Consider the following 21,603-nt stretch of genomic DNA (forward strand, 5'->3'; position numbering starts at 1 on the left):
CGCGCGGCCTGCCGGACGGGGCGGAGGCGTTGTTCTTGACGTTGGCGTTGGCGTTGGCGTTAGTAGCGCAGGCGCCTGGCCCGGAGCAGCATGAACAGGCCCGAGAGGGCGAGCAGTGTGCCGGCGGCCGCGGACCAGAGGTGGATTCCGGTGCTGGCCAGGCCGCCGGGGGTTGCTCGGGGCTGAGCCCGGGGAGCCGGGGGCAGGGAGGCGGGCGGTGTTGGGGCGGTTGCCGGGGTCGGGGCGGTGTCGTGGGTGTCGCTCTTGGTGCTGGGCGCCGGTGCGGAGGCGGTGGCCCCGCCGGACGCCATGGGCGTCGCCGCCGTACCGGAGTCGCCCGAAGGCCGGCAGGCGCGGCCCGTGTTGACACAGTCGACCATCTCGCGCATCAGGTCCTCGTCGAAGACGTTGATGAAGTCGCCGTGGTCGGTGACGGGCTTGTGCAGTTGCTCGGGGAAGGAGTCCACCGCGAACAGCGGGACGGTACGGCCGCCGTCCGAGACGCTCGGCGCGGGGACGTCGTAGACGATGCGCTGCACCAGTTGCGGAATCGCCCGGAAGCCGGCCGGGCAGGAGCCGTCCGGCGTGGTGAAGGCCACGTGGGTGCGGTGGTTGGCGCTGTCGGTGTTGCGGCCGTCCCAGCAGCTCTGGAAGCGGAAGGTGCGCACCACGTCGCTGCCCGGCGGGCACAGCGGGTACTTGTCCGTCAGTTGCCGGTCCTCGTAACCGGTGCAGCTCCAGGACGCATTGGCGTTCCCGGGACCGTTGACGAACGCCTTGGCGTCGCCGGTGACGACACGCAGCAGGCGCGGCATGGCGGTGACCTTGCCGCGCGGGTTGCCCACGAACGTCAGCGTCACCTCCTCGGGCGTGACGATCTGGCCGGTGTTGCCCTCCGTACCGCCGCCCGGGGCCCCGGCGTCCCGTTCCGGCCTGCCGTTCTGCAGGCGCAGCACCGGCCAGTAGTACGCCGACTTGTCGCCCTTGTTCACGCAGCTCGTGGCGGCGTTCGCCAAGTCCGCGTCGGTGGCGAAGGCGTTGGTGGACTGGTTGCCGATGTAGTCGTGGACGTGGTGGGCGCCGTTGGCGACTCCGGGGGCGACGATCAGGTTGTCGGAGTTGAACAGGCCGCCCGCGTTCACCCCGCAGTCGGAGCTGAAGGTGCCGCGCGAGGCGCCGGGTCGAGGCGGCGGGGCGGGCGCGTCCGGCGGTACGGCGGTGATGTCGGCGTAGTCGGAGGCGACGGGCCCGTTGCCGCCCTGCCCCGCACCGGTCTGCGGGCCGGCGGGCGGGACGGGTCCGGCGGTGTCCGGGACGGATGCGGCGCTCCGGCTCTCGGAGGCGGAGGCGTAGACGTTCACGGCGACGAGCCCGGCTCCGCCGAGTATCAGAGCGACCGCCGTGAGGGTCGCGCGTCGTGCGCGGGCCGGGCGTCTGCGCCTGTTGCGTGCCAAGGTCGTTTCCCTGTGTGTGATCACCGGTCGGGCATGGAGTTCCCCGACCTCATACGGATGACGAGGCCGCCGTGTTCACACGAGACCGCCGTGTTCACATGAGACCGCCGTGTTCACACGAGGCCGTCATTTTCAACGGAGTCGCGCGTGCGCCGGAACACACAGGAAAGCACGGTTCACAGCTCTGGGGCGTCGCGCGTCATCACAAAGATCACGCATACGTATCGGGCATTCCACGCCTCAACCTTCACACGTGGCGCACACGTTGGCTAGGTTGACGCGAGGCCGCCGCCCGGCAGCACCCGGCGTGCCGCCCAACTGCCTTGCGGGGCGAGGAAGGAGCACGTCTTCGATGGCGCCGGATAGCCGCGACGAGGTTCGGCAGCGGATCGACTTCTTGTACGACCAGGCCGAGAACGACACCGGCACTTTCAACGCCACCCGGGCCATGGCGGTCCGGGCGCGCTCCCGCGGAGTGCCACCGGCCAGGCGGCCGGGCCGGCGTCCCGGCCCGGAGCCGATGTCGGAGCCGGACGAGATCACCCGGCAGTGGTTCGACACGGCGCGCACCGCGCTCGGCCCGACCGTCCCCGCCGTACTGCCCGCCGCCCGCCTGCCCGACCGGGCACCCGCCCCGGCCCGCCTTCCGTCGATCGGCGAGAACGTCATCCTGCCGGGCGCCGGCCCGGCGGCGGCCCTGGAACCGGGCCCGTCCGGCCCGACGCCCGCGGCCCTGGAGGACGGTACGAACGGGTCACCGGCCGAGCCTGCGACGAACGCGCTCCGTACGGCAAGCGCGATGACCACACCGCTTCCGACGGGCGCGGTGACTGCACTGCCTGCACGGGCTGTGCTGACCGCGGCACCCGAGGGAGGCGCGCCGGTCACGCTACCTACGAACGCCTCGGTGGCCGCACCGCCCGAGAGGGGCGCGGTGACCGGGCTGGCTGCGACGACCGCGCCACACGAGAGAAGCGCGCCGGTCACGCCTCCTGCGGACGCTTGGGTGGCCGCGTCACCCGACAGAGGTGCGCTGATCGCGCCGCCCCAGATAAGCGCCCCGGTCACGCCACCCCCGGACGCTTCGCCCGGGAGAGGTGTGGCGGCCCCGCCGCCCGACAGCGCTGCGACGGTCGCGCTGACAGTCGGGGGCGTCGTGCCGCAACCGTCGGCGGTTCGCGTGGCGGGTGAGGTACCCGGTGCCGTGTCACTCCAGCCCCAGCCCTTCGGCATGCCCTCGGAACTGGCCGCCCCCGGTGATCCGTTCACCCACCACACCACCCTGTCCACCCCGCCGATGCCCCTGCCCACGGCAACCGCAACCGCAACGATCACGGCACCAGCACCCCTGCCGGCCCCGGCGCCGGCCACCCCGCACCCGGCCTCCCTCGCCCCCGCCCCCGCACCCTCCTGGGCTTCCAGGTCCCCCCTCACCGATGCTCCCGTCCCGGAGCCGCCGGGGGCCCTGCGTGCGCTGCGTGCCGCCAAGGCGGTCGCGTTCGCCCGGGTGCAGGTCGGCAAGCCGTGCGTGTGGGGTGCGACCGGGCCGGACTCGTACGACTGCTCCAGCCTCACCCGGGCCGCCTGGCGGGCCGCCGGGGTGACGTTGCCGCGCGCCGCGTACGAACAGGCGCGGGCCGGGACCCCGGTGACGGTGGCCACGATGGAGCCCGGCGATCTGGTCTTCTTCTTCGACGACGAGCGGCACGTGGGCCTCCACGTCGGCGGCGGCATGATGGTGCACGCTCCGGGACCCGGCTCGTCGGTGCGCGAGGAGTCGATCTACGGCGCCGGCGAGGCGGCGATCCGCCGGATCATCCGACCCGCCTGAGACCGCCTGCGTGAGCCGTAACGGCCTGCTCTCCCGAAGCTACGGCGAAGTGACCGGAATCCCCCGCCCACATCCGGCTGTTGGAGTTGCGGGCGGCACCACGGGCCGTGACCAGTCGAGTTGACCGGAGCCTCGTGATTGGTCTTGGCCAGTTGGTCAGCCCCTGGGGGTCACCAGTCCGACCCGGTAGGCGAGGACGACGGCCTGGACTCGGTCGCGTAGGCCGAGTTTGGCCAGGATCCTCGACACGTAGGTTTTGACCGTCTCGGGAGTGATGTAGAGCTGCGCGGCGATCTCCGCGTTCGACAGTCCCTCGGCGATCTGCCGGAGCACCTCCAGCTCGCGCGGGGTCAGTGCCCGTACCACGTCCTCCCTGGCCGGCCGGGACGTATCGGCCGGGCGCAGGTGTGCGGCGAAGTGGCCGATGAGGTGGCGGGTGACGGCGGGGGCCAGCAGGGTCTCGCCCCGGGCGACCGTCCGGATGCCGTTGACCAGCTCCGCCGGGGGCGCGTCCTTGAGGAGGAAGCCGCTGGCCCCGGCACGCAGCGCGTCGTAGACGTAGGCGTCGACGTTGAAGGTGGTGACGACCAGCACCTTCGGCGGTGCCTCGGCGTCGGGACCGGCGAGTTGCCGGGTCGCCTGGATGCCGTCGAGCAAGGGCATCCGGATGTCCATCACCACCACGTCGGGACGCAGGCGCCGTGCGGCCTGGACCGCCTCGTGCCCGTTCTCGGCCTCTCCGACGACCTCCAGGTCGGGCTGGGCGGAGAAGATGGTGACGTAGCCGGTGCGCACCAGTGCCTGGTCGTCGCAGACGAGCACGCGGATCGGTGGCGGCGCATGGCTCACGGGGTCACTCCGGTGCGGGCTTGGACGGAAGGGTGGCGTGGACCTCGAACCCGCCTCCGGGCCGGGGTCCGGCCTCCAGTTCACCACCGGCCATCCACGCCCGTGCACGCAGCCCCGCCAGTCCACGCCCGCCCCCAGGGTCCGGCTGACGCACGGTGGTTGGGGTCGCCGGGGAGGCGGTGGGCCCGTCGGTGGTCACCGTGATCTCGATGCGCTCCTCGCCGTGCCGGACCAGGACCCGTGTCGGCTGCCCGGCGGCGTACTTCATCGCGTTGGTGAGTGCCTCCTGCACCACCCGGTACGCGGCCAGCTCCACGTCCACGGACTGCGCTCGCCGCTCGCCCCGCTCGCTGAACTCGACCGGCTGCCCCGACCAGCGGGCCTGTTCGACCAGGTCCCCGAGCCGTCCCAGGGTGGGTGCCCGGTCCGCGCGCGCCGGGTCCGCGGACGCCGACTCGCCGGTCGCCTCCAGCACGCCGAGCAGGTAGCGCAGTTCTGTCAGCGCCCGCCGGCCGGTGTCGCTGACGGCCGACAGTCCCTCGCCGGCCTTGTCCGGTGCGGAGGTGAGCAGGAACTGTGCCGCGTCCGCCTGGACCACCATGGCCGTCACATGATGGGTGACCACGTCGTGCAGCTCGCCGGCGATGCGTGCCCGCTCTGCGGCCGTGGCCACTTCGGCGGCCAGCCGCCGCCGCTGCGCCTCCTCCGCCCGCCGTGTGCGTACGGTGCTCCCCACCAGCCAGAACGCGCCCAGCGTCAGATAGAACGCGAGATAGTCCGCGATGCCCTGCGGTGAGCCGAGGCGGTTCAGGACGAGGGTCAGCACGGCGTAGCCCGCGCTCACCACGCCCGCCAGAGCGTGGCGGAGGCGGATCTGGTGGGCCCCGGCCGAGTACAGGGCCAGATACAGCCCCAGACTCCCGAACGTCGTCGGGAAGCCCAGCGCCTGGTACGCGGCGAACGCGCCCGCGATGACGACCAGACTGCCCGCGGGCCATCGCCGGCGGGCCGCCAGCGGCAGGGTCTGGGCCAGGATCAGCCCGATGCTCGGCACGCTCACCGGCCGCTCGGGCAGGTCCCCGATCTGCGCCCCGATGTGGGACACGGTGGGCACGAAGGCCAACAGGGCCATCACCAGGGCGAGGACGCCGTCCTTGAGGAAGGCGTCCCGCTCCTCCCACCAGTCGAGCGGCGCCCGGAACAGCGCACGGCTCCAGGGCGCCTGAGGGGATGTCACTACCGTTTCCTCCGGTCAGCCGGCCTGGGTGTGTCGTGCGGATCGGCGGGGCAGCAGACGGCCGCCGCGGCGGGCGAGGACGACCATGCGGACGGCGAGCAGCACACCGAGGACCACGGGCACCAGCGCCGCCTCCAGGCCGAAGCCACCACCGGTCAGCACGGCGGAGCCATGCGCGTCGACGGTGAACAGGCCCTCGGCGGTGTGCCCGGAGACCGGGATGCCGAGCAGCCCCTCGGTGGTGTTCCAGGCGAAGTGCAGCCCCGCAACGAACCAGATGTTACGCCGCCACAGGAACGCGGCGCCGAGCATCACGCCCGCCTCCACGGCGATCGCCAGCGCACTCCACGCACTGGCTTCCGGAACGCTCAGATGGGCGATGCCGAAGAACAGCCCGGTGATCACGATGGCGGCCCGGCTGCCCCACAATTGCTCCAGGGCCTGGAGCGCGAGACCGCGGAACAACAGCTCTTCGGTGACCGCGGCGCCGGTCTGCACCATGACCGCGGACCAGACGACCGCCATGAAGCCGTGGCCCGCCCAGGAGAACGAGTAACCCCCGAACGCCGTGATCAGCAAGGCGGACACCCATACGAAGCCCAGGCCCGTCGCGCCGCCCAGCAGCGCCTCCCGGCCGGCTCCCCGCCGGGCGATCTCCGGCGCCGGGCGTCGCGCGACACGGCGCATGACCAGCCAGTACACGGCCACCGCGACCGCCGCGCCCAGCGCCGGAACCGGACCGGGACCCGTGGCGGTCAGGGCCGAGACCAGGCCGACGCCGGCCAGGCCCGTCACCATCCAGCCGAGCGGAGAGCGGACGATCCGGCCGAGACGGCCGCCGCGCGCGTCGGGATCGTCGGGGCCCGGGCCCGGGCCGGGGACTCCGGCGTGCCGTGCGGTGGATGGTGTACTCATGGTGGCCCCCCTGTGGCGGTCGCACCGGCGGCGACCCGACCACCACGCTAGGAATCCGGCGCCGTCCGCGAATCACCCGCGCATGGACAGCTCCTGTAGCTCTCGCGGGGGATGCGCCCGGGAAACGTCTTACGTACCGCCCGCCCGGTGGGGAGCCTGGGCTGCTTCGGGACAGCAGGCCCATAAGTGCGGCCTGGGTGAGCCATAAGATCGGCTTATGAGGTCATAGACCCGACCCCCGTACCAACTTAGGGCTGCCTTAGTTTAGGCTTCCTGATCAAGTCGCCCATTTTCACGCGAAGGGAACCTGATCATGCCGCGCGCCCTGCGGGTAGCCATCGTCGGAGCCGGCCCCGCCGGGATCTACGCCGCCGACGCCCTGCTCAAGTCCGAGGTGGCCGCCGACCCCGGTGTGTCCATCGACCTCTTCGAGCGGATGCCCGCCCCGTTCGGCCTGATCCGGTACGGCGTCGCGCCCGACCACCCGCGCATCAAGGGCATCATCACCGCCCTGCATCAGGTGCTCGACAAGCCGCAGATCCGGCTGTTCGGCAACGTCGACTACCCGACGGACCTCGGCCTGGACGACCTGCGCGCCTTCTACGACGCGGTGATCTTCTCCACCGGCGCGATGGCCGACCGCGACCTGTCCATACCCGGCATCGACCTGGACGGCTCCTACGGCGCCGCCGACTTCGTCTCCTGGTACGACGGCCACCCGGACGTGCCGCGCACCTGGCCGCTGGAGGCCGAGAAGGTCGCCGTCCTCGGCGTCGGCAACGTGGCCCTGGACGTGGCCCGCATCCTGGCCAAGACCGCCGACGAACTGCTGCCGACCGAGATCCCGCCGAACGTCTACGACGGTCTGAAGGCCAACAAGGCCGTGGAGATCCACGTCTTCGGCCGCCGTGGCCCGGCGCAGGCGAAGTTCAGCCCGATGGAGCTGCGCGAGCTGGACCACTCGCCGAACATCGAGGTCATCGTCGACCCCGAGGACATCGACTACGACGAGGGCTCGATCGAGACCCGGCGCGGCAACAAGCAGGCCGACATGGTCGCCAAGACGCTGGAGAACTGGGCGATCCGGGACGTCGGCAACCGTCCGCACAAGCTGTTCCTGCACTTCTTCGAGTCGCCCGCCGAGATCCTCGGCGAGGACGGCAAGGTCGTCGGCCTGCGCACCGAGCGCACCGCCCTGGACGGCACCGGCAACGTCAAGGGCACCGGCGTCTTCAAGGACTGGGACGTCACGGCGGTCTACCGCGCGGTCGGCTACCTCTCCGAGAAGCTGCCCAAGCTGCCCTGGGACATCGCCTCCGGCACCGTCCCGGACCAGGGCGGCCGGGTCGTCGAGGAGGGCGGCACCCCGCTGCAGTCCACCTATGTCACCGGCTGGATCCGGCGCGGCCCGGTCGGTCTCATCGGCCACACCAAGGGCGACGCCAACGAGACCGTCGCCAATCTGCTGGACGACTACGCGAACGGCCGCCTGCACACCCCGGCCACGCCCGAGCCGGAGGCCGTGGACGCCTTCCTCGCCGAGCGGAACGTCCGCTTCACCACCTGGGAGGGCTGGTACCGCCTCGACGCCGCCGAGCGGGCCCTGGGCGAGCCGCAGGGCCGCGAACGGGTGAAGCTGGTCGAGCGTGAGGACATGCTGCGGGAGAGCGGGGCGTAAGGCCCCGGCTCCACCGGGGACGGCGGGGGCCGGCGCGAGTGCGCCGGCCCCCGTGGCCGTGCGGGCCCGCGCCGGACCGGAGCGGTTCGTCTTCCTGAAGATCGCCCGCACGTGACGACGAAGCCCCAGCTCATCCGTGCAGGAGCACGGCAGATTGGCCGTATCTCGTCTGCCGTCCCATGACCCCGCACCGGCTTAATGATGCTCCCGCGTCACGCACCGCGCGGGTGGGTGTGACGACAGCACGGGGGAACCATGGACGGCACCGGCGGCATCGGCGTACCACCTCCCGGGACACCTCCCTGGCCTCCGCCACAGCTTCCGCCCCAGCCCCCGTCTCCTCCGCCCCAGCCGCCTCCTCGGCTACCGCCGATGCCGCTGCCTCCCCGCCGGGGAAGGCCTTCCCCCTGATCGTCGTCTTCATCGTCCTGATCTGGCCGAGGAAGCCGGTGCTGGTCGTCGAGATGAACAGCGGTTCCAGGGTGGTCCTGACCCTGCCGACCATGGATGAGCTGCGGGCGATCGCCGGGCAGATCGTGTACGCGATCGACCACCCGGAATACGAGTTCTCCGCCGTCCTTCACCAGTACAACACCACGAACAACTTCGGTTCCGTCGTCAACCTGAACGGCGGCAGGGGAAACACGGGGATCAGACTGTGAGCGACACGTCGAACTACTACGGGGACGTCGTCAACGTGAACGGCGGCGAAAAGGTCGTCGGCATCAACCACGGCACCGTCGTCCACCACGACGACACCGCTCAGGACACCGGGCTCCAGGCCGCCGTGACGGACCTCACCCTCCTCCTCGAGGACCTGCGCCCGGCGCTCGCCCCGGACCAGGCGCGGACCGTGGAGAACGCGCTGCCCGCGCTCACCCCCGACCGGGCCGCCCTGCGTGAGCGCGGCATGATCCTGGCGTCCGTCGCGCAGATCGCGGCGACCGTGGGCGAGGTGGGCAGGCCCGTCATGGAGGCGCTGGGGCGGCTGCTCGCGCTGCTGGGCTGACGGGCCGCACGGGCCCCGGCGTACGGCGTGCGCTCCGTGCGCCGGTCGCACTTCCGGGCGACGCGCGGCGCCGGGCCCCCGCGCCCCGGTCGCGCCGCCGAGCGGTGATACTGGGAGGCGCACCCGCCCCCGTCAGCAGATTGGCTCATGTCGAACTCCGCCGCCGACCACGCCACCGTCCCGCAGACGCTCTGGGCGGTGCGGGGCCGTCACACCGGTCCCGCCCCCGAGGACGTCGTCCGCCGCACCCTGCGCCGGCACAAGGAGAGCGGGGACATCGACGACTTCGCCGAGCCGGCCGCGGCCGGGGATCCCGGCCTGCGGGTCTTCGAGGCCCGCTGGCGGGCCGGGGGCACCGTGACCGTGCGGGCCCGGCTGACCCTCGTACCGCCCCGGGACCGGCTCACGGGGCACGAGTGGCGACTGGTCGCGGAGGCCGAGCGGCCGTGGGACGACGCATGGCCCTCGCCGGCGACCCTGTTCTGGCCCGACGACGCCGCCGACGAGGACGGCGACGGCTCCTGGGACCACCACCCCACGGTCCCCGGGCTGCGCTTCCGGCACGTCAACGCGCTGCCCGAGGACGACAAGGAGATGCGGCGCCGGCTGCGGGACGCGGCCCGGGAGGCGTGGTGCGTCCATGTCGTCGTGCACGAGGCGATGACCCCCGACGAACGGGGCCGGCGGCCGCTGGCCCGGCTGCTCCCGCCCGGACTGCGCCACCGCGTGATCGAGCACCGGGCCACCCCGCAGCAGTTGCGCGGAGTCAACTGGGCCCTGAAGGACCTCGGCGTCGAGGTGCCGCGCGGCGGCGCGGTCCTGCTGCCGCCGGATCCGGCGCCGGACGGCTACGACGGCCGGGAGCACAGCGTACGCAACGTCTTCCTGGACGGTTCGGAGCCGGCCGAGCTGATCGCGGCCCTGCGGCACTTCGTCGCCCTGCCCCGGCCGCTGTCCCAGGGGGCCGCGGAGGCGCTGGCCGACCTGCGCGAGAACTGGACCCTGCTGACCCTGCACGAGGAGCTGGAGGCCCAGCGGCGGCTGGTCGCGATGTACGCCGAGGCGCTGGAGGCGATGACGAAGTCGCGGGACCTGTACAAGGAGGCCGCCGAGCAGGCGCTGGAGGCCCTGGCCGCCTACCGCGACGTCCCGGTGCCCACCCTGCCCCAGCAGCGGCCCGGCTCCCGCTCGCCGGGCGCGTTGCAGCAGCTCACCCGGACGTTCGAGCGGCTGCGGCTGCCGGGCAGGGGCCGCCAGCCGGAGCCGGAACACTCCGGCGCGGCGGCCTCGGCGGACGTGCCTGGCACATCGGACGCGCCTGACACACCGGACGCGTCCGGTGCGCCGGACGAGATCGTGCGGGAAGGCGTCGGGGGTACGGGCCGCGGGGACGGGAAGGCGTCCTAGAGCGGTCCGGACCACCGGCCGGGCCTGCTCGGCGCGCGGACCGGAGAACGCGGACCGCAGAGCGCGGAGCGCAGAGGGCGGACCGGAGAAGGAGCGAGGATGGACACGACCACGACCCTGCTGGTGCTCGGCGGCGTCGTCGCGGCGGTGCTGCTCGCCGTCGCGGTCGTGCTACTGGTGCGGCTGGTGCGGACCCGGCAGACGCTGCGGCGCGCGGGTCTGCCGACCGGTCCGCGCTGGGTGTTCTGGGGCGCGGTCGCGTATCTGCTGCTGCCCACCGACCTGATGCCCGACCCGGTCTACCTGGACGACATCGGCGTCCTCCTCCTCGCCCTGCGCAGCCTGCGCACCGCCCGGCCGCTGCCGGGCGGGACGAAGGACGCCTGACCGGCCCAGGCCCGGCCCGGCTCGCTATGGGTGATCCGCCGGCGAGGGAACCGTGGCTCAGCCCGCTCCCGCACCCTCCGTCCTGCGCGCCGTCACGGCCGTCAGCAGCACCGCCAGTGCCCCGGCGGTGGCTGTCACGGCCACCGGACCGGCCAGCCAGGGCGGGGCCAGGGTCGCCGCCGGCAGCGCCACGTCCGGCAGGCCGAGACGGGCGCCGAACACCGGTCCCGCGGCGAACGCCGCCGTCAGGACGGCCGAGACCGTCGCCCCGACCAGCCGGGCCGGTGCGGTGCGCGCGGTGAGGGCGAGCGCCAGCAGCCCGCACAGCGCGGAGGCGAGCAGGGTGGTCCCGAGGCTGCCGTGGGACAGCCCGGTCCAGTAGCGCGGGAGGTGGGCCAACCCGCACAGGAACACCAGCAGCGCGGCACACCGGGCGGCCCACACGGTGGCCGCGGGCGCCCGTCCGCCACCGGCCCGGTGCACAGCCGTGGCCGGGACGGAGGCGGACGCGAAGAGGAACGCGGAAGCCGGGGCGGAAGCACTACCGGAAGGCGCAGGAGCGGAAGGCGACGGCACCGAAGCAGCCCGCACCTCGACCGTGCTCCCCTGCGTCGCCGGCTCCTTCGCGGGCCATCCTGCCCGCGGCGGTGTCCCCCGCCCCTGCTGGAACGGCGCATCGGCCGCCCTGAAGCCCGTCGACCCGGCACCGGTCGGACCGGAGTCCGCCGGGTTCAGAGCCGAGCGTTCGGGCGGCTCGTCTTCCGTGGCCAGGCTGTCGATCAGTTCGGCGAGGTCCTCGACGGGGCGGTGGACGGCCACCGCGCGTATGGCCGTCTGCCCGCAGTGCGGTTCCACGGGGCCGCGGTGCAGCAGCCGCACCAGCCGCGAGACCTCCGCCAGCGGGCGGCCCTCGGCGGCGGCGCGGATCAGCTCGTCCGCGCTGTCGGTCTTCCTGGGCGGCTCGGTCAGCAGGGCCACCAGGCGGGTGACGTCCTCCACGGACCGTTCGGTCCCCAGGGCACGCAGTGCGGACGCCGTGGTCCGGGCGTGCCCGGGTGAGCGCTCCAGCAAGCCGAGGAGCCGGACGACGTCCTCCAGCGGGCGGTCGGCGACGGCCGCGTGGACCAGACCGTGCAGCGGGTCGTCGTCCGCCGGGGTGTCGTACACCGGGGCGCTGGACACGGGATCGTGGTGCCCGTCGTACTCGGCGCTGTCACGCGCGGAGCCGTCAGGCGTGCGATCGCCCGGGCCCCCGGAGCCTTCCGCGGGCGGGTCGGTGGGCGCCGGGGCTATGAGCGTGTCCTCGGGGCGGGGTGACGGAGAGCGGGTGGTCATCTCGGCTCCAGGGGACGGGTGCGGGCGCGGCTGCGCGCCCCCGCACGCGGTCGGCGTCACACGGTCCGCGGCCGGTCGGCCGGTCACGGCACGCACGTGGTCCGTCGCCGGTCACGGCGGCGCGCAGTCCATTCCTACGAGCGGGTCCCGGGCCCCGCCACCCGGGCGGCGCGCCGGTGTGAGGGAACCGGCAGCGGGCCCTGCTCCGACCGGGTGACGGTCTCGCCGGACGGCGCCGGGCAGTGTAGACATGGGCACATGGTGCGACTGCCCGGCCGGTCCGCGACCCGGCCGCCCCGAACGCTCGGGTACCCGCGCGCACCGCACGGCCCGGCGCGGCCGGGCCGTGGTCCGGGGGGCGGCCGGCCCGGGGTGCTCCGGTCGGCGGTGACCGGGCGCAGCGTGGCCGGTCAGGTGTTCCTGCTGCAAGTGGTGATCGTGCTGCTGCTGGTCGTCTCGGCGGTGGTGGCCCAGGTGCTCCAGGTGCGGCACGACAGCGACACCGAGGCGGCGAATCGTTCCCTCGCCGTGGCCGAGACCTTCGCCAACGCTCCGGGTACGGCCGCGGCCCTGCGCTCCGCCGATCCCACGGCCGTGCTCCAGCCGCGCGCGGAGGCCTCCCGCAAGGCGACCGGCGTGGACTTCATCGTCGTGATGAACACCGACGGTATCCGCTACACGCACCCCGAGACGGACCGGATCGGCAAGAAGTTCGTCGGGAACATCGGTCCGGCGCTGGCCGGGGGGACGGTCACCGAGCACGTCACCGGCACCATCGGCCCGCTGGTGCAGGTCGTGGTGCCCGTGCGGGACGCGGCGGGCACGGTGGTGGGCCTGGTGTCCGCCGGGATCACCACCGCGCACGTGGGCGGCACCGCCGACCAGCAGTTGCCGCTGCTGCTCGCCGCGGCGGCCGCCGCGCTGGCGCTGGCCACGGCGGGCACGGCCCTGGTCAGCAGACGGCTGCTGCGCCAGACGCACGGCCTCGGGCCGTACGAGATGACCCGGATGTACGAGCACCACGACGCGGTGCTGCACGCGGTCCGCGAGGGTGTGCTGATCGTCGCGGACGACGGCCGGCTGCTGCTCGCCAACGACGAGGCGCACCGGCTGCTGGACCTGCCGGCGGACGCCGAGCGGCGGCATGTGCTGGAGCTGGGTCTGAACGACGAGACGGCGGGTCTGCTGGCCTCGGGGCGGGTCGCGACGGACGAGGTGCACCTGGTCAAGGACCGGCTGCTGGCGATCAACCAGCGGCCGACGGATCTGCGCGGCGGCCCGCCCGGCAGTGTGACCACGCTGCGCGACTCCACCGAGCTGCGCGCGCTGTCGGGCCGCGCGGACGTGGCCCGGGAGCGGCTGAACATGCTGTACGACGCCGGGGTGGGCATCGGCACCAGTCTGGACGTGTCGCGGACCGCGGAGGAGCTGGCCGGGCTGGCGGTGCCCCGGTTCGCGGACTTCGCCACCGTCGACCTGTTCGAGGCGGTGCTGAGCGGGGAGGAGCCGCGGCCGGATACGGCGCTGCGCCGTACGGCCTGCGCGGGCGACCGCGAGGACGTCCCGCTGTACCCGGTGGGCGAGCGGATCCGGTTCGTGGCGACCTCGCCGCAGACCCGTGCCCTGACGACGGGGCAGTCGGTCGTGGCGGCGCGGCTGCGGGACACGCCCGGCTGGCGGGCGCAGGACCTGGAGCGCACCGACCAGGTGCTGGCGTACGGCATCCACTCGCTGATCACCGTGCCGCTGCGGGCGGGCGCGCTGGTGCTGGGCGTGGCGAACTTCTGGCGGGCGGAGAAGCCGCAGCCGTTCGACGCCGAGGACGTGTCGCTGGCGGAGGAGCTGGGGGCGCGGGCCGCGGTGTCCATCGACAACGCCCGCCGGTACACCCGCGAGCACAGCATGGCGGTCACGCTCCAGCGCAGCCTGCTGCCGCGCTCCCTGCCCGAGCAGGGCGCCCTGGAGATCGCCTACCGCTATCTGCCGGCCCAGTCGGGTGTCGGCGGCGACTGGTTCGACGTGCTGCCGCTGTCCGGTGCCCGGGTGGCGCTCGTCGTCGGGGACGTGGTGGGGCACGGCCTGCACGCGGCGGCGACGATGGGCCGGCTGCGGACGGCCGTGCACAACTTCTCGGCGCTCGATCTGCCGCCGGACGAGCTGCTCGCGCTCCTGGACGAGCTGGTCGGACGGATCGACCAGGACGAGACCCCGGCGTCGGGCGGGGCCGTGGTGACGGGCGCGACCTGTCTGTACGCGATCTACGACCCGGTGTCCCGGCGGTGCACGCTGGCCCGGGCCGGTCATCCGCCGCCCGCGCTGGTGGGTCCGGACGGCTCGGTGGAGTTCGCGGACGTGCCCGCGGGTCCGCCGCTGGGGCTGGGCGGGCTGCCGTTCGAGACGGCGGAACTGGAGCTGGCGGAGGGCAGCCGGCTGGTGCTGTACACCGACGGGCTGGTGGAGGACCGGGACCGGGACATCGACGAGGGCCTGGCTCTGCTGTCCGACGCGCTCGGCGGGACGCCGGGCGCCTCGCCCGAGGAGACCTGCCGCACGGTGCTGGACCGGCTGCCGGCCCGGCCGAGCGACGACGTGGCGCTGATCGTGGCCCGTACCCGGGTGCTGGGCGAGGACCGGGTGGCGCAGTGGCAGGTGCCGTCCGATCCGGCGGCGGTGTCGCGGGTGCGGTCCTCTGTGACCCGGCGGCTGGCCGACTGGGGGCTGGAGGAGCTGGCGTTCACGACGGAGCTGATCCTGAGCGAGCTGGTCACCAACGCCATCCGCTACGGACGCGGTCCGATCGGGATGCGGCTGCTGCGGGACCGGACGCTGATCTGCGAGGTCTCCGACCGCAGTACGACCTCGCCGCACCTGCGGTACGCGGCGAGCACCGACGAGGGCGGCCGGGGGCTGTTCCTGGTGGCGCAGCTCGCCGAGCGGTGGGGCACCCGGTACACGCCACACGGCAAGGTGATCTGGGCGGAGCAGCCGCTGCCCTGAGCGCGGGCCGGCGCGGACGGAAGGGGCGCCGGGGCACGGCACGGGCCCGGCGGACGGCGACACGCGGTCCGCCGGGCCCGTGGCGGGGCACCGGGACGCCCGGGCGGGCGACGGTCAGTCGCCGCCGAGGCGGGCGCGCAGCAGCTGCTTGCCCAGCTCGGCGCCCTTGCGGCTGTCGGACTGGGCCTTGCGGAACAGCTCCACGACCTCGTTGTCCTTCTCCCGCTCGGCGTCCTGGATGTACTGCTCCAGGCGCAGGGCGTTGCTCAGACACGCCTCGACGTACCAGATGAGGTTGTAGTCCTTGTCGCGCGTGCCCGTGACGTCGCCGGTCTCGCTGGTGCTGGTCATCCGGGATTCCCTCCTTGTGTCGAGCCTGAGTCGGTCCCGCTGTGGGACCGCCCGGGTACCCGGGCCGGGTGCGGACACACCGCCCGTTCGGGTACCGAACCGCCACGCATCGGGCACCGGGCCGTATCGGGCCACACCGGGGCGCGGGCGGTGCCGGGCCCGGCGGCGCGGGGCGGCTCAGCCGAGGGCGCGGTCCAGGTTGAAGGCGGCGCTGATCAGGGACAGATGGGTGAACGCCTGCGGGAAGTTGCCCTGTTGCTCGCCGGTGCGGCCGATCTCCTCGGCGTACAGACCGAGGTGGTTGGCGTAGGTGAGCATCTTCTCGAAGGCCAGCCGTGCCTCGTCCAGCCGGCCGGCCCGGACCAGCGCCTCGACGTACCAGAACGAGCAGATGGAGAAGGTGCCTTCGTCGCCGCGCAGGCCGTCGGGGCTGGCCTGCGGGTCGTAGCGGTAGACGAGGGAGTCGGAGACGAGGTCCTCGGTGAGCGCGTCCAGGGTGGACAGCCACTTGGGGTCGGTGGGGGCGATGAACTTGGCGAGCGGCATCATCAGCACCGAGGCGTCGAGGACGTCGGCGCCCTCGTACTGCACGAAGGCGCCCCGGCGCTCCGACCAGCCGCGGTCCATGATCCGCCGGTAGATGGTGTCCCGGGTCTGGCGCCAGCGGCGGTGGTCGGCGGGCAGGCCGCGGTGGTTGGCCAGGCGGATCGCCCGCTCGATCGCGACCCAGCACATCAGCCGGGAGTACAGGAAGTTCTTGCGGCCGCCGCGGGTCTCCCAGACGCCCTCGTCGGGCTGGTCCCAGTGGTCGCAGACCCAGTCGACGAGCCGGCACAGGTCGTCCCACTGTCCGCTCGGGATGGGCTGCGCCCACTTGTCGTAGAGGTAGGCGGAGTCGATCAGCGCGCCGTAGATGTCGAGCTGGAGCTGGTCGGCGGCGGCGTTGCCGACCCGGACCGGCGCGGAGCCCAGGTGGCCCTCCAGGTGGGGCAGTTCGCGCTCGGGCAGCTCGGTGCGGCCGTCGATGCCGTACATGATCTGGAGCGGTCCGGTGCCGGCGCCGTCGCCGGGGCTGATGTTCGTGGTCAGGAAGTGCATGAAGGCCGCGGCCTCGCCGGTGAAGCCGAGCCGGAGCAGGGCGTAGACGGCGAAGGCGGCGTCGCGGACCCAGACGTAGCGGTAGTCCCAGTTGCGTTCGCCGCCGAGCTGCTCGGGCAGGCTGGTGGTGGGCGCGGCGACGATGGCGCCGGTGGGCGCGTAGGTGAGCAGCTTCAGGGTGAGGGCGGAGCGGTGCACCATCTCCCGCCAGCGGCCCCGGTAGCGGGACTGGTGCAGCCAGTGGCGCCAGTAGGCCACGGTGGCGTTGAACTCGTGTTCCGCCTCGGCGTGGGCGCAGCCGCGGGGCGGCACCCGGACGCCGAGCTGGTCGAGGGCGAACACCGCCGTCTCGCCCTCGGCCAGTTTGAATTCGGCGCGCGCGTCCCGGCCGTCGTTCTCCACGGCGACGGTGGAGGTGAAGGCCAGGGACTGCTTGGGTGACTCGAAGACGATCATGTCGTCCACGAGGCGCAGGGTGTGCGGGTCGGCGCCGTAGTTGAAGCGGGGGGCGATCAGCGCGCGGAAGGGCACGGTGCCGCGGACGCAGATCACCCGCCGGATCAGCCGGTGCCGGCGCACCTCGCACACCTCGCGCGTCTCGTCGCAGTACACGGGCATGAAGTCCTGCACCTCGCCGACGCCCTCGTCGGTGAAGAAGCGGGTGATCAGCACGTTGGTGTCGGGGAAGTAGAACTGCTTGGTGCGGGCCGGTACGGCGGCGGCCAGCTCGTAGCGTCCGCCGCGTTCGGCGTCGAGGATGGCCGCGAAGACGCTCGGGGAGTCGAAGGAGGGGCTGCAGTACCAGTCGATGGTGCCGTTGGTGCCGACCAGGGCCACGCTGCGCAGGTCGCCGATGAGGCCGTGGTCGGCGATGGGCAGGTAGCGGGGGCTGGGGGCGTCCTCGGCGAACGGGGTCGCGGCCATCGGCGGCCTCCCGGTGTGCGGTGCGGTGCGATGCGGTGCGTTTCCCCGCGCTCGCGGGGTTCTCCCGCTGCCGGGATCCTCCCGGTCCGCGGTGTCTGCTCCAGCTTACGAGTGCGGGGTTCGCGGTGGCGCGGGAAGGCGCCCGGCGTCCGTTCCCGGGCCTTCCGGATGCAGGGTGGGCCGCGGCGGGCAATGGTGAGAGTGTGCCCCGTTCGGAGGCACCGGCACGGATGCGGTCATCCGGACCGAGGAGGAGGCATCATGTCGGCACCCACACCCGAAGAGTCCCGTGCGTCGGACGACGTGCGCACCCCGGACGCCCTGCTCCACTCCGCGCCCCCCAGGGATGTCACCCCGGAGGACCTGGTGATGGCGGCGGGCAGGGACGTCACACCGAAGACCCTCGACTGGGCGCGGCGCAAGCTGGAGTCGGAGGGCCCGGCGGCCATCGAGAAGCTGCTGCCTTAGGGCGGTCCGGGGATCCGGCGCGCAGAGGCCGGGCGGACGGGCGGGCCGGGTGCGATCGCGCCCGGCCCGCCCGCTGTCACCCGCCCGCCGTGTCCGCCGTGGACGGCCCCCGGGACGCCTGCCCGGGAGGACCGGCCCGCGTCCCCGGTGTACTCAGGGCTCCTCCTCCACCACGTGCATCGCCGCCTCCTCGGCGCCGGCCGCTCCCCCGTCGATCCCGATGTCCCGGGCGACCTCCTCCTTCGTGGTGTCGGTGTGGGCGCCCTCGTCGGGGGCGACCAGGCGGCCCGCGCGGGCGCCGCCCGCCTCCGGGTCGACCGGCTCGCCCTCGCCGCCGGGCAGGTCGCCGATCTCGTCACCGGGCGGCGCGGTCACGTCCGGGACCTCCTGGCCGAGCCGCTCGTCCAGGCTCTCGCCCTCGTGCTGCTCACCGGCGGTGATGCCGTGCTTGGTGACGCCCAGCGGGCGTTCGGGCGGGGAGTAGCCCTCGTCGAGGATGTCGTCGTAGGTGCGCTCGCCGACCGCGTCCTGCAAGTCCAGGGGCGCGGCGTCCTCTTGTTCCTCGTTGGTGCCGGTGGGCTGGTACGCGTCGTCCGCCATGGGGGTCTGCTCGGACTGCTGCTCGCTCATGGTCGCCTCCTTCGGGGTTCGCGGGCGGTCCCGGTCCGCGTTTCCCGTGGGCGGATCATTAATCCCGCCCGGACGGCTCGGCGCGGGAGCGGCCCGGGGGGTCCGAGCATGATCGGCGGCCCGGGGCGTGCCCGGCGGCCCTGATCCGCTCCCGCCGCGTCGTGGAGCCGCGGACGCGGTGCCGGCCGGGCGGTTTGGTCCGGCCGGGCGGGGAGGCGCGGAGCGGAGTCAGGGGCGGCCGTGTGGAGGCTTTCCTCCGGGTGGAGCGGGTACGGCTGCGCCTCAAGCCTTGTGCCATCGATCCGTACCTGCAACAGCCCTGCAGTAAAGAGGGCGGCACGGCTTGCCCATGGAGAGGGAAAGCGTGAGCGGGAAAGTCTGCCGGGGCCGCTGGTCCGGGGCAGGTCACAGCGCCTTGCGGCGCACCAGCGCGCCGAGCACCAGCAGACCGGGCAGCAGCGGCAGCCAGACCGTCAGCAGCCGGTAGCCGAGCACCGCGGACGCGGCGGCGGCACCCGGGGTGCCGGCGGCGGTGAGGGCGAGGGCCAGCGCGGCGTCCAGCGAGCCGAGGCCGCCCGGTGTGGGCAGCAGGGCGGCGGCGCTGCTGGCGGCGAGGTACAGCAGCGCCACCTGGAGCGGGGCGAGCGCCAGCCCGACGGCCCGGGTGACGGCGATGAGGACCAGCGCGTGCAGCACCGCGAAGGCCAGGGAACCGCCCCACAGGGCCGCCGCGCGGGCCGGACGGGCGTGCGGCGCGCGGAGGCCGGCCAGCACGGTGCCGAGCGCCCGCCGGCACCGCGCCCACCACGGGGTGAGCGGCAGCAGGGCGACCAGTACGGCCGCGCCCGCGGCGGCGGCGACCGCCACCGGGGAGACGCGCGGCAGGCGCAGCAGCCCGGGGCAGGCCGGGGCGAGCAGCGCGATCAGCGCCAGGCGGACGGCGGCGCCCGCGGCGGCCTTAACGGCGAGGGCGCCGGCCGCGCGCCGGGCCGGCAGCCCGCAGCGCATCAGGAAGCGCAGGTTCACCGCGCCCGCGCCGAGGCCGGCGGGCAGCAGATGGTTGGCGGCGGAGGCGGCGAACTGGGCGGCGACCAGCCGGGCGCCGGGCAGCCGCCGGACGACGGCGCCCTGCTGGGCGAGCGCGGCGGCGGCCCAGGTGCCCAGGGCCGCCACCGCGCCGGTCAGCAGCCAGCCGGGGTCGGCGACCGCCAGCCGCCCGGCCCCGCTCTCCACCACCGGCCAGTACCGGTGAAGCAGGTACAGCGCGCCGAGCAGGACGGCGAGGCAGCCGCCGGCGTGCCAGCAGGCGCGGCGGCGGCCGAGGGCGGCGGCGAGGCCGGCCGGTGAGGTCATGGGCGGGCGCCCGGCACGGCGTAGTACAGCCGGACGGCGCCGGCCGGCGCGGAGGACCAGCCGCGGGTGTGACCGGGCGGCGCCGCACCGGCCGGCACCAGCGTGGCGACCGGGATCCGGCGGGCGGTGCGGAGGATGCCGGCCACGGTGGTGTTGGCGTTGGGCCCGGTCGTCGCGGCCGAGGCGCACCCGGCGGCGAAGCCGACCGGGATGGCCTCGTGACCGGTGACCAGACAGGGCGGCCGGACGCCGTGGCGGTGCAGTTCGGCCGCGGTACGGGCCCAGGTCCTGCGGGCGGCCGTGGTGGTGCCGGCCACCCGCAGGACCATGGCGGCCTGCACCAGGAGGTACACGGCGAGCCCGGCGCAGACCAGCACCGCGAGGACCGGACGCGGCACCGGGCGCCGGGCGGCCGCCAGCCGGGTGAGCGCGTCGGCGACCGGGACGGCGAGCAGCGCGTAGGCGGGCAGCAGGAAGCGGGGGGCCGCGTAGTCGAGCAGGAACAGGTAGGGGAACGCGGCGGTCGCCGCGCAGGCGAGCGGCAGTGCGGTGGCCGCCGGGCGCCGGGCGCGGACGGCGAGGACCACCGCGAGGACGGCGAGCGGGGGAAGCGCGAACCACCAGAAGGTGAGGAGGGGATGCGGCAGGGCGCCGGCACACGGGCGGCACAGGGTCCGGCCGCCCAGGCCCCGCAACTGGTCCGCGAAGGCGAGGTGCCAGTCGAGGCCGCCTTGGATCGCGGCGCCGTCGGCCAGCCGGCGGGCCAGGCCGCCGTAGCGCGTGTACGCCTCGGCCACCCACTGGACGGCGCCGGCGGCGAGCCCGGCCGTGAGGACGAGCAGCGCCCGCCGGTGACCGCGCCGGAGGCCCACGGCGAGCAGGGGCAGGCTCGCCCAGACCGCGTCCACCGGCCGCATCCACGCCATCAGCAGCGCGCTCCCGGCCAGACCCCACAGGGCCGCGCGGTCGGCGCGGTCGGCCCCGAGGCGCAGGAAGCAGGCGACGGCGGTCAGGGCGGCGACGGCGACCCAGAGGTTGGGCATGGCCTGGGGGCCGTAGAACAGGGTCACCCACAGCGAGGCGAACAGGCCGCCGGCCAGGGCGAGCACCCGCACCGGGAACAGACCGCGCCAGGCGCGCAGCGCCAGGAACAGGGCGAGACCGGAGAGGACGGCGAGGTAGGTCCGCAGCAGGGCCGTGGACGAGGACCAGGCGGCGACGGGCGCGACCAGCAGGGAGACGCCCCGGGCGCGGGGCGCGCTGAAGAAGGCGGCCGGGGCGTGCCGGCTGACCTGGCTGACGTACACCGTCTCGTCCCAGCCGAGGCCCATCCCGGGCCGCACGAGCAGGAGTTGGGCCAGCGTGAAGGCCACGGCGACGGCCGCGAGCGGCCGGCCGGCCGGGGCGGGGCGGGCGGACGCGGGGCGCTCGTGTTCCCGGTCCGCCGTGCCGAGTGCCGCGTGCGCGCTGCCGCCCATGACCACCCCTCAAGTGCCCTCGGATCGCGAGGTCCACTGTCCCTCCGCGATGCCCGGGGGCCGGGAGGCGGGCGGGGAGACACGGCCGCACCGGCGCGGATCACCCGGCCGCGCCCGGCGGGCAGGGCCATCCGGCGGACGCCCCGGCACACCCTACGGCGGGAATCCGCCGGCCCGGCGCGTCCCGCCCGGCCGACGGCTC

Annotated in this window: 17 protein-coding genes and 1 pseudogene; 8 read left to right on the forward strand and 10 right to left on the reverse strand. The window is 74.2% G+C overall.

The features are described 5' to 3' along the window. Window positions 1-59: 59 nt before the first annotated feature. Window positions 60-1,478: a DUF1996 domain-containing protein gene (locus ACZ4SV_RS05290; RefSeq protein ID WP_468001569.1), complete on the reverse strand. Its 1,419-nt coding sequence runs from the start codon at window positions 1,476-1,478 to the stop codon at window positions 60-62. 1,441 nt (window positions 1,479-2,919) lie between these two features. Here ACZ4SV_RS05290 and ACZ4SV_RS05295 point away from each other — a divergent pair. Further along, window positions 2,920-3,285: pseudogene (locus tag ACZ4SV_RS05295) on the forward strand (C40 family peptidase); the annotation flags it as partial. A gap of 156 nt (window positions 3,286-3,441) precedes the next feature. Here the strand turns inward: ACZ4SV_RS05295 and ACZ4SV_RS05300 are convergent. The 3 genes from ACZ4SV_RS05300 to ACZ4SV_RS05310 are packed head-to-tail and all read right to left on the reverse strand — an operon-like array spanning window position 3,442 to window position 6,286. Beyond that, window positions 3,442-4,134, reverse strand: a complete 693-nt coding sequence (locus ACZ4SV_RS05300) for a response regulator (RefSeq protein WP_468001571.1) — start codon at window positions 4,132-4,134, stop codon at window positions 3,442-3,444. Between the two features lie 4 nt (window positions 4,135-4,138). Continuing rightward, on the reverse strand, window positions 4,139-5,371 hold the full coding sequence (locus tag ACZ4SV_RS05305) for a sensor histidine kinase (RefSeq protein ID WP_468001573.1): 1,233 nt from the start codon (window positions 5,369-5,371) through the stop codon (window positions 4,139-4,141). Window positions 5,372-5,386: 15 nt separating this feature from the next. Beyond that, window positions 5,387-6,286: a lysostaphin resistance A-like protein gene (locus ACZ4SV_RS05310; RefSeq protein WP_468001575.1), complete on the reverse strand. Its 900-nt coding sequence runs from the start codon at window positions 6,284-6,286 to the stop codon at window positions 5,387-5,389. 313 nt (window positions 6,287-6,599) lie between these two features. On the opposite strand from ACZ4SV_RS05310, the gene ACZ4SV_RS05315 reads away from it, so the two are divergent. The 5 genes from ACZ4SV_RS05315 to ACZ4SV_RS05335 all read left to right on the forward strand — a co-directional run bounded on the left by ACZ4SV_RS05315 (window position 6,600) and on the right by ACZ4SV_RS05335 (window position 10,767). Further along, window positions 6,600-7,964, forward strand: coding sequence for an FAD-dependent oxidoreductase (locus tag ACZ4SV_RS05315; RefSeq protein WP_365881718.1), 1,365 nt, complete (start codon window positions 6,600-6,602; stop codon window positions 7,962-7,964). Between the two features lie 449 nt (window positions 7,965-8,413). Beyond that, entirely contained in the window at window positions 8,414-8,626 is a 213-nt protein-coding gene (locus ACZ4SV_RS05320; RefSeq protein ID WP_468001577.1) for a hypothetical protein, read from the forward strand. Continuing rightward, a complete protein-coding gene (locus ACZ4SV_RS05325; protein ID WP_468001579.1) occupies window positions 8,623-8,973 on the forward strand; it encodes a hypothetical protein in 351 nt (116 codons plus the stop codon). Before ACZ4SV_RS05320 ends, ACZ4SV_RS05325 begins: the two co-directional genes overlap by 4 nt. A gap of 147 nt (window positions 8,974-9,120) precedes the next feature. Then, complete coding sequence (locus ACZ4SV_RS05330) at window positions 9,121-10,380, forward strand: hypothetical protein (protein ID WP_468001581.1); 1,260 nt, start codon at window positions 9,121-9,123, stop codon at window positions 10,378-10,380. Window positions 10,381-10,479: 99 nt separating this feature from the next. After that, window positions 10,480-10,767, forward strand: a complete 288-nt coding sequence (locus tag ACZ4SV_RS05335; RefSeq protein WP_468001583.1) for a YkvA family protein — start codon at window positions 10,480-10,482, stop codon at window positions 10,765-10,767. Window positions 10,768-10,824: 57 nt separating this feature from the next. On the opposite strand, the gene ACZ4SV_RS05340 is transcribed toward ACZ4SV_RS05335, so the two are convergent. Further along, window positions 10,825-12,102, reverse strand: coding sequence for a hypothetical protein (locus ACZ4SV_RS05340; protein ID WP_468001585.1), 1,278 nt, complete (start codon window positions 12,100-12,102; stop codon window positions 10,825-10,827). A 258-nt stretch (window positions 12,103-12,360) separates the two neighbouring features. Between ACZ4SV_RS05340 and ACZ4SV_RS05345 the strand changes: the two genes are divergently transcribed. Further along, complete coding sequence (locus ACZ4SV_RS05345) at window positions 12,361-15,099, forward strand: SpoIIE family protein phosphatase (RefSeq protein ID WP_468001587.1); 2,739 nt, start codon at window positions 12,361-12,363, stop codon at window positions 15,097-15,099. Between the two features lie 114 nt (window positions 15,100-15,213). Here the strand turns inward: ACZ4SV_RS05345 and ACZ4SV_RS05350 are convergent, their stop codons facing one another. After that, window positions 15,214-15,450, reverse strand: coding sequence for a hypothetical protein (locus tag ACZ4SV_RS05350; RefSeq protein ID WP_397934920.1), 237 nt, complete (start codon window positions 15,448-15,450; stop codon window positions 15,214-15,216). Between the two features lie 177 nt (window positions 15,451-15,627). Further along, window positions 15,628-17,472 (reverse strand): glycoside hydrolase family 15 protein, encoded by a 1,845-nt coding sequence (locus tag ACZ4SV_RS05355; RefSeq protein WP_468001589.1) that lies wholly within the window; start codon window positions 17,470-17,472, stop codon window positions 15,628-15,630. A 261-nt stretch (window positions 17,473-17,733) separates the two neighbouring features. Between ACZ4SV_RS05355 and ACZ4SV_RS05360 the strand changes: the two genes are divergently transcribed. After that, window positions 17,734-17,940, forward strand: a complete 207-nt coding sequence (locus tag ACZ4SV_RS05360; RefSeq protein ID WP_365883144.1) for a hypothetical protein — start codon at window positions 17,734-17,736, stop codon at window positions 17,938-17,940. Between the two features lie 153 nt (window positions 17,941-18,093). Here ACZ4SV_RS05360 and ACZ4SV_RS05365 read toward each other — a convergent pair whose 3' ends face one another. The 3 genes from ACZ4SV_RS05365 to ACZ4SV_RS05375 all read right to left on the reverse strand — a co-directional run bounded on the left by ACZ4SV_RS05365 (window position 18,094) and on the right by ACZ4SV_RS05375 (window position 21,401). Continuing rightward, entirely contained in the window at window positions 18,094-18,570 is a 477-nt protein-coding gene (locus tag ACZ4SV_RS05365) for a DUF5709 domain-containing protein (protein ID WP_365941751.1), read from the reverse strand. Between the two features lie 405 nt (window positions 18,571-18,975). Continuing rightward, window positions 18,976-19,923 carry a lysylphosphatidylglycerol synthase domain-containing protein gene (locus tag ACZ4SV_RS05370; RefSeq protein ID WP_468001592.1) on the reverse strand — a complete coding sequence of 316 codons (948 nt, stop codon included), beginning with the start codon at window positions 19,921-19,923 and terminating at the stop codon, window positions 18,976-18,978. Then, complete coding sequence (locus ACZ4SV_RS05375) at window positions 19,920-21,401, reverse strand: hypothetical protein (protein ID WP_468001594.1); 1,482 nt, start codon at window positions 21,399-21,401, stop codon at window positions 19,920-19,922. The genes ACZ4SV_RS05370 and ACZ4SV_RS05375 overlap by 4 nt, the downstream gene beginning before the upstream one ends. Between the last annotated feature and the right edge of the window lie 202 nt (window positions 21,402-21,603).

The organism is Streptomyces sp. NPDC027672 (genome assembly GCF_055566335.1).